This window comes from Streptomyces sp. NPDC050806, assembly GCF_055586425.1.
Map to the genome: position 1 here is coordinate 56,136 of NZ_JBVJIF010000011.1, position 12,085 is coordinate 68,220.

Below are 12,085 nucleotides of genomic sequence, written 5' to 3' on the forward strand. Positions count from 1 at the left end.
GGTGAAGGGGAGAGGTCACCGGGGTCATTTGGCGCCTCCGTTCCGGCGGCGGTCGCGGCGCGCGTTCCCGGCCCGGCGGCGGCGCCGGCCGCCGGGCTGTCCGCCGGCCCGCCCCGCGCGCCGTCCGCCGGCCGGCCCGGGGCCCTCGCCGGGATCCCGTCCGTCGCCGGGCGGGCCGTCGCCCCCGTCGGCCCCCGCCTCCGGCACCACCACCCGCGCGATCACTCCGGTGTCCGCGCGGACCGGCCGGGGCCGCCGCGCCCGGTCGCTGATGCGGACGAGCAGCGCGATCATGATCCAGTTGGTGACGACGGAGGAGCCGCCCTGGGCCAGGAAGGGCATCGCCATCCCGGTGAGCGGGATCAGCCCCATCACCCCGCCCGCGATCACGAACACCTGGATGGCGAGGAGCGAGGACAGGCCGACCGCGAGCAGCCGGCCGAAGGGTTCGCGGATCGCCAGGCCCGCGCGGTAACCGCGCGCGACCAGCAGTGTGTAGAGGAGGAAGAGCGCGGTGAGGCCGGTGTAGCCCAGCTCCTCGCCCGCGGTGGCCAGGATGAAGTCCGACTTCATGGCGAAGCCGATGAGCGCGGAGTGGCCCTGGCCGAGGCCGGTGCCGAGCATGCCGCCCGCGCCGAACGCGAACAGCGACAGGGCGAGCTGACTCGCGCCCTCGCCCCGCTCGATGCTCGCGAAGGGGTGCAGCCAGTCCGCGACCCGGCTGTGCACATGCGGCTCGACGCTGCCCACGGCGGCCGCGCCGACCGCGGCGAGCAGCAGCCCGACGGCGATCCAGCCGGTGCGCCCGGTGGCCGCGTACAGCAGCACGACGAAGACACCGAAGAAGAGGAGAGAGGTGCCCAGGTCCCGCTCCAGCACCAGCACGGCCACGCTGATCAGCCAGATCGCGACGATGGGGCCGAGCACCCGGCCGGTGGGGAGCTGCATCCGCCACAGCCGGCGGCCGGTGTAGGCGAGCGCGTGCCGGTTCGCCGCGAGATAGGCCGCGAAGAAGACGCTGAGCAGGATCTTCGCGAACTCGCCGGGCTGGATGGAGAACCCGGCGAACCGGATCCAGATCTTCGCGCCGTTGACCGCGGGGAAGAGGATCGGCACGACCATCAGGACGAGCGCGGCGGCGACGCTGAGGTAGGCGTACCGCTGGAGCACCCGGTAGTCGCGCAGCAGCGCCAGCACGCCGATGAACAGCGCCACGCCGAGCGCCGACCAGATCAGCTGGGTGGGCGCCGCCTCGTCCTTCGGGGTCTCCTGGTCGAGCCGGAAGATCAGGACCAGGCCGAGGCCGTTGAGCAGGACCGCGATCGGCAGCAGAAGCGGATCGGCGTACGGCGCCCGGAACCGTACGGCGAGATGGCCGAGGAGCGCCAGTACGGCCAGCCCCGCGCCGTAGCTCGCGGCGCCGGTCGGGACGGTGCCGTGCCGCGCCAGGCCGACTTCGACGTAACCGTAGACGCTGATCAGGACGGCGCCGGCGAGCAGCAGCAGTTCCACGCCGCGGCGCCGGGGCAGCCGGATTCCTGGGGGAGGGGCGTCCGCCGTCGGGGCCGTGGTCGCGGTCATGTCAGGCAAAGTAGCAAGCGGCCGGGCGGATGCCACCGAGGACGATCATGATCAGGCCCCTGTGCCGCCGGGGTACGGGGTGGCGGGGGCAAGAGGGTGCAAAGGGTGGCCGACGGGGCGCACCGGGCGTAACAGACGTTCATCTTGTTATCACTTCGCTGCCAGGTCGCTTGGTCAGCACGGGTATCGGCCAGGCAGTATTGCGGGCATGACCAAAATCCGCTCGGGCGTCACCGCTTGGCTGGCCCGCAGATATCTCGCGCGGACTCAGAAAAAGGGCTTCGATCTGTCTCGAATGCCCTTCTTGCCCGAGTCCACCCTCATGCCGCTGCGTCGCCACGGCCTTGACCCGGTGGCCGACTTGTCGGAAGTGCGGCAGAAGTCGCCGGTGAGTGTCCTTCCCGTGCCGCTCGCCTCGAATGTGTGGCTGGTCACCGGCTATGACGAGGTCAAGGAGGTGCTGGGCAAGGCGAAGGCCTTCAGCACCGATTACACCAACCTCGTCGGCAATGCCGGCGCCGACGCCGGGAAGAATCCCGGCGGCCTGGGATTCGCCGACCCGCCGGACCACACCCGGCTGCGCCGGCTGCTGACCCCCGAATTCACCATGCGCCGGCTCAACCGGCTCACGCCCCGCATCCACGAGATCGTCGAGGACCGGCTGGCGGAAATGGAGCGCCTCGGGCGCTCGGGGGAGCCCGTCGACATCGTCCACACCTTTGCCCTGCCCATTCCCTCCCTCGTCATCTGTGAGCTGCTGGGAGTTCCTTACGAGGACCGCGCCGACTTCGAGCGGCTGAGCGCGGCCCGCTTCGACCTCTTCGGCGGCGCGAACGCCTCCTTCGGCGCCATATCGGAATCGCTCGCCTATTTCCAGGAGATCGTCAAGAAGGAGCGCAAGAACCCCGGTGACGGCCTGCTCGGCCAGATCGTCCGCGACCACGGCGACACCGTCACCGACGACGAGCTGGCCGGACTCGCCGACGGCGTGCTCACCGGCGGCTTCGAGACCACCGCGAGCATGCTCGCGCTCGGCGCCCTCGTCCTGCTGCGCGACCCCGACCACTTCGCGGCGCTGAAGGACGGCGACGACGCCGCCGACCGCTATGTCGAGGAATTGCTTCGCTATCTCACCGTCGTACAGGTCGCCTTTCCCCGGTTCGCCCGGGAGGAGGTCGAAATCGGCGGCGTCCGCATGGCCGAGGGTGACGTCGTGCTGTGCTCGCTCAGCGGCGCGGACCGGGACGAAAAGCTCGGCCCGGACATGGAACACTTCGATCCGCATCGCAAGGTCCCCTCGCACCTCGCATTCGGTTACGGAATCCACCGCTGCGTCGGCGCCGAACTGGCCCGGATGGAACTCCGCGCCGCTTATCCGGCACTTGTCCGCAGATTCCCGAACATGCGGCTCGCCGTTCCGGAACAGGAACTGGCATTCCGCAAGCTGTCCATCGTCTACGGAGTGGAATCGCTGCCGGTACGCCTGCACGGCTGAGTGCGCGGGGCACCGGCCGGGGCGCCGGTGCCGGCGTGCGGGCGGGACCAAAAGGGGGATGTGCAGAGGGAGAACCACAGGGGGAACGAAAGCGTCCGGTCCGACCGCAATCACGGCTTGACCTGCCGTGTGACATAGTTTTTCGGTGAGCGCGCCGGCCGATCAGGACGCAGTGCCGGGCCGACCAGGGAGTGACGGATGGCTGTCGAATGGCGACCCGTACGGCAGTCCCGTACGCACGAACTCGTTCTCGAAAGCATCGAGGAGCGGGTGCTGGCCGGCGAGCTGAAGGCCGGCGACCGGCTGCCGCCCGAGCGTGAGCTGGCCCCGGTACTGGGCGTCAGCCGCTCCGCGCTCCGTGAGGCGCTCCGCGTCCTGGAGACGATCGGCGTCCTGGTCGCCCAGGCCGGCCGTGGTCCCGACGCGGGCGCCCGGATCGTCCGGAACCCCGACGACGCGCTCGGCCGGCTGCTCCGCCTCCACTTCGCTCTCGGCAGCTACTGCCTGGAGGACGTCCTGGAGGCCCGCGTCACCCTGGAACGCTCCAGTTTCCACGCGGCCGCCGAGCATGCCGCCGCCGCGGACCTCGACGAGGCGGCGGAGCTCGTCGCGCGGATGGCGTCGCCGGAGGTGAGCGTGGCGGAGTTCAACGACCTGGACACCCGGTTCCACGTCCAGATCGCCCGCAGCTCCGGCAACGCGCTCACCTCCACCCTCACCTCCGCCGTCCGCGAGTCCGTCCGTCCGCTGATCCTGCGCGCCCTGGAGGCGGCCGAGGACTGGCCGGCGACCGCGGCCGCGCTCAACGCCGAGCACACCGAACTGCTCCGCCTGGTGCGGGCCGGCGACGGCGACGGCGCCGCCGACCTGGCCGAACGGCACATCCGGGGGTTCCACGGCACGCTGGTGGACGACGGCCCGGCGGACTGACGCCGGGCCCTCGCGCCCACGCCTTCCCACGCCGTCACCACACCCGCCACTCCTCACACCCGCCCCGCTCTAGTATGGTCCGACCATAAAGAGGTCGTACGACGGTGCCCGGTGCACAGCCAGCCAGCCAGCCAGCCAGCCGGCCGACGACGGCCACGGTCACCCCCTTCGGAGGTCCCATGCGCGTCGGACTCTTCGCCACCTGTCTGGGAGACACGCTCTTCCCCGACGCGGTGAAAGCCACCGCCGTCCTGCTCGCCCGGCTCGGCCACGACGTGGTCTTCCCGCCGGACCAGACCTGCTGCGGCCAGATGCACGTCAACACCGGCTACCAGCGCGAGCCGGTCCCGCTGGTACGCGGCTTCGCCGAGCAGTTCGGCGACCCCTCGATCGAGGCGGTCGTCATGCCCTCCGGTTCCTGCGCGGGCTCCGTCCGGCACCAGCACGGGATCGTGGCCGAGCGGTACGGCGACGCGGCCCTGCGCGCCGGCGTCGCGGCAGTGCGCACCAAGACGTACGAGCTGTCGGAGTTCCTGGTCGACGCGGTGGGCACGACCGACGTCGGCGCCTACTTCCCGCACCGGGTGACGTACCACCCCACCTGCCACTCGCTCCGCATGCTGCGGGTCGGCGAGAAGCCGCTGCGGCTGCTGCGCGCCGTCGAGGCCATCGACCTCGTCGAGCTGCCGGAGGCCGATGCCTGCTGCGGCTTCGGCGGCACCTTCGCGGTCAAGAACGCCGAGACCTCCGCCGCGATGCTCGCCGACAAGATGCGCCACGTCACCGGCACCGGAGCCGAGGTCTGCACGGCCGGCGACTCGTCCTGCCTGATGCACATCGGCGGCGGCCTCTCCCGCATCCGGGCCGGTACCCGCACCCTCCACCTGGCGCAGATCCTCGCGTCCACCCGTACCCAGCCGTACGTCCTGCCGGAGCCCGGCACCCACGAGGCGTCCGGCACCCCGCTGGAGGCCGCCCGATGAGCACCCCCACCTACCTCGGCATGCCCACCGTTCCGCCCCGTTCGCCGTACGGCACCGGCAACCTCCGCGGTGACCGGAAGTTCCCCCGGGCCGCCCACGACGAACTCCGCAACGACCAGCTGCGCCGCAACCTCGGCAGGGCCACCCACACCATCCGCGCCAAGCGGCTGGCCGTCACCGGCGAACTCCCCGACTGGGAGGCGCTGCGCGACGCCGGGTCCGCGATCAAGACCGACACCATGAACCGCCTCCCCGAGCTGCTGGAACAGCTGGAGGCGAAGGTCACCGAGCACGGCGGCACCGTCCACTGGGCGCGCGACGGCGTCGAGGCCAACGCGATCGTCACCCGGCTGGTCGAGGAGACCGGCTCCGACGAGGTCATCAAGGTCAAGTCGATGGCCACCCAGGAGATCGGCCTCAACGAGCACCTCGCGGACCAGGGCATCACGGCGTACGAGACCGACCTCGCCGAGCTGATCGTCCAGCTCGCCGACGACAAGCCGTCCCACATCCTCGTCCCCGCCATCCACCGCAACCGCGACGAGATCCGCGAGATCTTCAAGGCCGGCATCCCCGGCGTGGACCCCGAACTGGACTCCGTACCGGCGCACTTGGCGGCCGCCGCCCGCGCCTACCTGCGCGAGAAGTTCCTGACCACGCCCGTCGCCGTCTCCGGCGCCAACTTCGGCATCGCCGAGACCGGCACCCTCTCGGTGGTGGAGTCGGAGGGCAACGGCCGCATGTGCCTGACCCTCCCCGACACGCTCATCACCGTCATGGGCATCGAAAAGGTCCTCCCGCGCTTCGCCGACCTGGAGGTCTTCCTCCAGCTGCTGCCGCGCTCCTCCACCGGCGAGCGGATGAACCCGTACACGTCGATGTGGACGGGCGTCACCCCGGGCGACGGCCCGCAGAACTTCCACCTCGTTCTCCTCGACAACGGGCGCACGGCGGCGCTCGCCGACAAGATCGGCCGTCAGGCCCTGAACTGCATCCGCTGCTCGGCCTGCCTGAACGTATGCCCGGTGTACGAGCGGGCCGGCGGCCACGCCTACGGCTCGACCTACCCCGGCCCGATCGGCGCCGTCCTCACCCCGCAGCTCGCCGGGATGGACGCCGCCAAGAACGACCCCAACAGCTCACTCCCGTACGCCTCCACGCTCTGCGGCGCCTGCTACGACGCCTGCCCGGTCAAGATCGACATCCCCTCCCTCCTCGTCGAACTCCGCCACCAGCACACCGAGGCCGCCGGCACGACGGCCGAGAAGCTGGCCATGAAGGCCGCGGCCGCCGTGATGGGCCGCCCGAAGCTCTTCACGACCGCCCAGAAGGCAGCGGGCGCGGCCCGCGTCGTCGCGGGCAGGGACGGCCGCATCGCCCACCTCCCGCCGCCCTTCAACGGCTGGAGCGACAGCCGCGACACCCCCGCCCCACCGAAGGAGACCTTCCGGGCATGGCTGGCGTCGGGGGAGGGCGCGGCGGCGATGCGGACCGCGGCGGAGGAGGGAGCGGAAGCGCTACGGACCGCGGAGGGGACGGAAGTGATCCGGACCGCCGCGGAGGAAGCGGCACCGGCCCGCACCGAGGGCACCGGCCCCGACGAGGAGGAACAGTGACCACACCCGCCACCGCCCGCGAAACGATCCTCGGCCGCATCCAGGACGCGCTGGCCCTCGCGCCCGCCCCCGAGGTCACCGTCCCGCGCGACTACCGCACCGGCCGCACCCTCCCCGAAGCCGGACTCCTGGAACTGCTCACCGACCGCCTGATCGACTACAAGGCCGAGGTCCACAGCTGCGAGGCCGCCGGCGCCGCCGACGTGATCGCCACCGCGCTCCGCGACCACGGCGCGCGCCGCATCGGCGTACCGCCCGGCCTCGACCCGACCTGGCTCACGGCGTACGACGGCGAGGTACGGCACGACTCCGCCGAGACCCCCGCGCCCGAACTGGACGCGCTGGACGGGGTGGTGACCGCCTCCGCCGTCACCTGCGCGGAGACCGGCACCATCTTCCTCGACGCCTCGCCCGACCAGGGCCGCCGCGCCCTCACCCTCGTCCCCGACCTCCACCTCTGCGTCGTCGACGCCTCATCGGTCGAGGCCGGCATCCCCGAGACCGTGGCCCGCCTCCACCCGACCCGCCCCACCACCCTCATCAGCGGCCCCTCCGCCACCTCCGACATCGAACTGGAACGAGTGGAGGGCGTACACGGGCCCCGGACGCTGGTGGTGGTGCTCCGCACGGACGTGTGAGGTCCGCCCGACCATCGAGGCCCCACGCCTCGCCGTCAGCTACGACCGGCAGGCGTACGACGGCGGCCAACGGATCACGGCGGCCGAGCAGGACGGCCCCCTCACCCCCCGACCGACGCCCCCGTCACCCCCGCGCGTGAGGTCACGCCCAGTTTGCGCAGCACCTTCGCCACGTGCTGTTCCACCGTGCGGGGCGAGAGGAACAGCACGTCGGCGATCTCCCGATTGGTGTGTCCCAGGGCCACCAGCCGGGCCACCTCGCGCTCCCGGGGTGACAGCTCGTCTCCGTAACCACGCCGGCCGCGCCGCGACGGCGTCACCACCCCGTTGCCCCGCAGCACCCGGCGGCAGCGCGCCGCGTCCCGCGTGGCGCCCAGCCTCGCGAAGGCATCGGCGAGTTCGGCGACCGCACCCGCCGCGCCCCGGTCCCCGGCCGCCAGCCGGCAGCGCGCCGCCGCCTCGGCGGCCCGGGCCTCGGAGTACGGCCGTGGCAGCGCGGCGTACCCGTCCCGCGCCCGGCCGAAGGCGGCCACCGCCTCCCCGTACCGTTCACGCGCGCACGCCACCACGCCGCGGCACACCTCCGCCGCGGCCGCCGCCAGCGGCGCGTCGATCCCGGCGGCCGCCCCGGCGAACTCCTCGCCCAGCGCCGCCGCCTCACCGCCGCGCCCGCTCCGTACGAGGGCGATCACCGCCATGGGGACGAGGTCGCCGCCCCAGGCCCAGATGTCCTTGCGGCGTACCCGGGCGACCGCCCGCTCCGCCTCCGCGCAGGCCGCCGCCGGCTCGCCGCGCGCGAGGAGCACCCGGACCATCGCGCCGGACGCGGCGGCCAGTATCGGCGCCGGCGCGTTGGCCGGGTCGTCCAGCGCCGCGGCGCCCAGTTCCGCCGCGGCCTCCTCCCACTCGCCGCGGGCGACGGCGAGCCAGCCCAGTACGAGATGCGCGTCGGCGGAGATGCCGGAGACCCCCTGCACCACGTCGAGCACCTGCCGCGCCCGGCCGTCCAGCCCCTGCCACCGGCCGCCGTGCCACTCCAGCCGCAGCGCGGTGCCGTCGATGATGCCCTGCAGGAACGGCGCGCCGCACTCGGCCGCGAGCCGCGTCCCGGTACGGCGGAAGTGCTCGGCGCGGTCGTGGTGGCCCAGCCAGGCGGCCGCCTCCGCGACGTTGCCGCACAGCCGGGCGACCTGGAGCCGTTCGGCCGCCGTCCGGCCCGCGCGCACCATCTCCTCGATGTCCGCCCATACGCCCGGTTCGCCCTTGCTCGCCCGCAGCGCGAGGTGGTTGCCGCGTACCGCCATCCGCAGGGCGGGATCCGCCTGCCCGGCCACCGCCTGCCCCGCGACCAGCTCCTCGGCCCGTTCCGCCCACCGCTGGTGCACCGCGTACGGATGCTCGCCCCAGCTGGGCATCGCCAGGGCCGCCATGCCCCGGGCCGCCAGCGCCGGCCGCTCCCGCAGCTCGGCCACGGCGGTCTCGGTGTCGGCCCGCCCCTGTTCGTAGTCGCCGGCCTGGTTGTGCTGCAGCAGCCCGAGGTTGAGGCGGATCTCGCCGCGTACGGCGACGGGCAGGCCGCGGTCGCGCACGACGCGTTCGAGCAGCCGGGCCGCCCTGCGGAACGACAGCCCCATGACGGCGACCCGGCTCAGCTCCGTCGCCAGCCGGCCGCGCTCGGCGGCCCCCAGCCGCTGGTCGGACAGCAGGCCCTCCAGGATCTCCACGACGACCGCGGTGTCGCCCATATCCCGCGCCGCCTCGGCCGCCGCCTCCCCGTACCGCAGCCAGGCGGCCAGGTCACCGGCCTGCCGCGCGTGGTACGCGAGCTGCACCAACGGCGGCGGCTCGGCCCCGGCGAGCGCGGCCACGGCCCTCTCGTGCAGCCGCCGCCGGTCCACCCCCGCCAGCCCGCCGTACACCGCCTGCTGCGCGAGCGTGTGCCGGAACCCGTACCGGTCGTCCCCGCAGTCGTAGAGCACCCCGGCCCGCAACGCCTCCCGGATACCGTCGCCGACCTCGCCGGCGCGCAGCGCTTCCCGCGCGCCGTGGTCGATCTCGTCGGCGCGCGACACTTCCCGCCTCCCGTCGCCGGTCTCGTCGGCCCGCAACGCTTCTCGCGCGCCGTCGCCGCCCTCGCCGGCCCGCCGCGCCTCACGCGTGCCGTCGCCGATCGCGTCGGTGCCTGCTGCCGTCGTGGCCTCCCAGGGCGTCCGGGTGGCCGTCGCCGCGATCAGGTCCTCACCGGCCGGAACGCGCAGCACGGCAACGGCGTGCACCACGGCGGCAGCGGCCCCGGACAGCCCACCCATCCGCTCCGCCATGGCGTCCCGCAGCAGCGCGGGCACCTCCAGCGCGTCCAGCGTCTCGCGCGCCGTGCCGCTGCCGAGCCGCCCCGCCGCACCCTCGTACCCGTTCCCGTCCAGCGCGCGTACGACCTCTTCCAGCACGAGTGGGATACCGGCCGTCCGCTCGTGCAGCCCGGCGGCGAACGCGGCCGACACCTCCGTGCCCCCGCCGATCGCGGCGGCCAGACTCCGCACGCTGGCCACGTCCAGCGGCCCCAGCCGCAGCAGAGCCGCCGTGGTGCCCGGCGGCTCCCGGTACGCGCGCCCCAACGGCAGCGCTCCTCCCGGCAGATCCTCCCGCCGGTAGCTGAGCACCGTGGCCATCCCGCCCGGCGGATCGTCCACCAGGAACCGCACCAGATCCCGCGTCCCGTCGTCCGCCCAGTGCAGATCCTCCACGACCACGACCACCGGCCCGAGCGCCGCCAGCAGCTCCCGCACCGCCCGGAACAGCCGGTGCCGCCCCGCCCGGTGGTCCGGCAGCGGGTCCGGCGCGGGCGGCAGGGACGCCGCCAGCTCCGGCAGATACGGCCGCAGCGCCCCGCACACCGGGCTCAGCCGCCCGGCGACGGCGTCCATCCGCCCGTCCAACTGCCGCAACAGATCAAAGACAGGCCCGTACGGAAACGGCTCACGCAACGGATGACACGTACCGAGCAGAATCCGCCGCCCCCGTACCGACGGATGGCCGATCGCCTCCCGGATCAACCGCGTCTTCCCGATGCCCGCCTCGCCCTCCACGAGCACGACGGACGGCGCCTGCCCGAGCGCGTCCACCAGGGCACGCAGCTCCCCGCCGCGGCCGACGAGTACCGGCGCCCCTGACCGACGGAAGGCGGAACGCAGCATCAGCATCTCCGACCCGAACACGAGACCGTGACCCGCCGCGACCACCCGTTCCCCTTACCCCCGGTCACCGCGGTTGACCGCGAAACTACTTCCCCGCCCCCACCCTGACAAGACGCGCCGCCCGACGCGGACGGGGCCCGATTACACCCGCAAGCGACCGGTTACGCATCCCCCATGCAGACATTCCTCCCGTACCCGGACTTCGCGGCCTCCGCCGCGGTCCTCGACGCCCGCCGCCTCGGCAAGCAGCGCGTCGAGGCACTCCAGGTCCTGCGCGGCCTCACCGTCCCCGGTTACGGCTGGCGCCACCACCCGGCGGTCCGCATGTGGACGGGCTACGAGGAGGCCCTCGTCCGGTACGGCCTGGAGATCTGCGACGCCTGGACCGCAACCGGCCGCCAGGACACCTGCGCCCGCACCCTCACCCAGGACTACGCCGCCACGTTCCCCGACACCCCACCCCGCGACTACGCCACCCTCTCCGCCTCAGGCGACCTCCCCAACTGGCTCGGCGACCCCGCCTTCCACCGCAGCCACCAGTCCGCCCTCCGCACCAAGGACCCGGCCCACTACCGCCACCACTTCCCGGACGTCCCCGATGGCCTGCCCTACGTATGGCCGACATCGGACCGGGCCTCCGCCCCGCCCAACTCCCCCTGACACCACCGCCACCCCAGGCACGGCCCCGACCTCCCGAGCCCGGCCCGCAACAACGACGAAGGGCCGGACCCAGTGGTACTGGGTCCGACCCTTCGTTCTTGGCACTTGGGCTGGTCAGCGGTGTCATCACGCTGTTCCAGGCGAAGTGCCCCCGGCAGGATTCGAACCTGCGCACACGGCTCCGGAGGCCGTTGCTCTATCCCCTGAGCTACGGGGGCGTGTCGGGCGCTGTGCGCTTGCGACGGGTAGAACACTACCAGCTTGGGTGGGGTGGTCATGAACGGGTTTCGGGAGGACGTCGAACGTCGGTCGCTAGCGCATGGGGACGGGGTGGCCGCGGTGATCGGGGAAAGGTCCCTCGCACGGGGCGGAAGTGGGGAAAACCCGGACGCAGCAGGTGGCAGGCGCTTAGTCTCAATATGTGCCTGGCTTGCCCGGCCGGGTCCTTGTTGTCGACGACAACAAGGTCATCCGGCAGTTGATCAGGGTCAATCTCGAGCTGGAGGGCTTCGAGGTCGTGACCGCGGCTGATGGTGCCGAGTGCCTCGACATCGTGCACGACGTGTGTCCTGATGTGGTGACGCTCGATGTCGTCATGCCGCGGTTGAACGGACTGCGTACCGCCGAGAGGCTGCGCGCCGATCCGCGTACCAGGGAGCTCCCGATCGCCATCATCAGCGCGTGCACGCAGCTGGAGGTGGACAGCGGGGAAGCGCTCGGGGTGGACGCGTTCCTCGCCAAGCCGTTCGAGCCGGTCGAGCTGATACGGACCGTGCGCCAGTTGCTGAGCGGGGCCCGTGGCTCCGGACCCGGGGGCGGGCCGGACGGGGCGGCCGATGCCGATCCGGATTCCGAGCCCGCCGCCCGGCCTACGGGGTGACATGGCCGGCACGGCGGGCAGCGGCAGCGCGAAGGGGAGTGGGCTGAGGATGCGGGCGGCGTCGTGTGGCGCTGCCCTGCCGGAGGCCGGACCCACCGCCCCGCGCGA

Annotated in this window: 9 protein-coding genes and 1 tRNA gene; 7 read left to right on the forward strand and 3 right to left on the reverse strand. The window is 73.0% G+C overall.

Annotated features, from left to right (window positions below; translation table 11 throughout):
- Window positions 1-24: 24 nt before the first annotated feature.
- Window positions 25-1,581 (reverse strand): FtsW/RodA/SpoVE family cell cycle protein, encoded by a 1,557-nt coding sequence (locus tag ACZ6WH_RS31915; protein WP_469732796.1) that lies wholly within the window; start codon window positions 1,579-1,581, stop codon window positions 25-27.
- A gap of 208 nt (window positions 1,582-1,789) precedes the next feature.
- On the opposite strand from ACZ6WH_RS31915, the gene ACZ6WH_RS31920 reads away from it, so the two are divergent.
- The 5 genes from ACZ6WH_RS31920 (at window position 1,790) to ACZ6WH_RS31940 (ending at window position 7,243) form a co-directional block, all read left to right on the forward strand.
- Window positions 1,790-3,076 (forward strand): cytochrome P450, encoded by a 1,287-nt coding sequence (locus ACZ6WH_RS31920; protein ID WP_469732798.1) that lies wholly within the window; start codon window positions 1,790-1,792, stop codon window positions 3,074-3,076.
- A 198-nt stretch (window positions 3,077-3,274) separates the two neighbouring features.
- Window positions 3,275-4,006 carry a FadR/GntR family transcriptional regulator gene (locus tag ACZ6WH_RS31925; protein WP_469732800.1) on the forward strand — a complete coding sequence of 244 codons (732 nt, stop codon included), beginning with the start codon at window positions 3,275-3,277 and terminating at the stop codon, window positions 4,004-4,006.
- Window positions 4,007-4,185: 179 nt separating this feature from the next.
- A complete protein-coding gene (locus ACZ6WH_RS31930; RefSeq protein ID WP_469732802.1) occupies window positions 4,186-4,989 on the forward strand; it encodes a (Fe-S)-binding protein in 804 nt (267 codons plus the stop codon).
- Entirely contained in the window at window positions 4,986-6,605 is a 1,620-nt protein-coding gene (locus ACZ6WH_RS31935; RefSeq protein WP_469732804.1) for a lactate utilization protein B, read from the forward strand. Before ACZ6WH_RS31930 ends, ACZ6WH_RS31935 begins: the two co-directional genes overlap by 4 nt.
- Window positions 6,602-7,243, forward strand: a complete 642-nt coding sequence (locus tag ACZ6WH_RS31940; protein WP_469732806.1) for a LutC/YkgG family protein — start codon at window positions 6,602-6,604, stop codon at window positions 7,241-7,243. Before ACZ6WH_RS31935 ends, ACZ6WH_RS31940 begins: the two co-directional genes overlap by 4 nt.
- A 101-nt stretch (window positions 7,244-7,344) precedes the next feature.
- On the opposite strand, the gene ACZ6WH_RS31945 is transcribed toward ACZ6WH_RS31940, so the two are convergent.
- On the reverse strand, window positions 7,345-10,437 hold the full coding sequence (locus ACZ6WH_RS31945) for an ATP-binding protein (RefSeq protein WP_469732808.1): 3,093 nt from the start codon (window positions 10,435-10,437) through the stop codon (window positions 7,345-7,347).
- A gap of 174 nt (window positions 10,438-10,611) precedes the next feature.
- Between ACZ6WH_RS31945 and ACZ6WH_RS31950 the strand changes: the two genes are divergently transcribed.
- Window positions 10,612-11,097, forward strand: coding sequence for an MSMEG_6728 family protein (locus ACZ6WH_RS31950; RefSeq protein WP_469732810.1), 486 nt, complete (start codon window positions 10,612-10,614; stop codon window positions 11,095-11,097).
- A gap of 146 nt (window positions 11,098-11,243) precedes the next feature.
- Here ACZ6WH_RS31950 and ACZ6WH_RS31955 read toward each other — a convergent pair.
- Window positions 11,244-11,315, reverse strand: a tRNA-Arg gene (locus ACZ6WH_RS31955).
- A gap of 203 nt (window positions 11,316-11,518) precedes the next feature.
- On the opposite strand from ACZ6WH_RS31955, the gene ACZ6WH_RS31960 reads away from it, so the two are divergent.
- A complete protein-coding gene (locus ACZ6WH_RS31960) occupies window positions 11,519-11,977 on the forward strand; it encodes a response regulator (RefSeq protein WP_469732812.1) in 459 nt (152 codons plus the stop codon).
- Window positions 11,978-12,085: the final 108 nt, after the last annotated feature.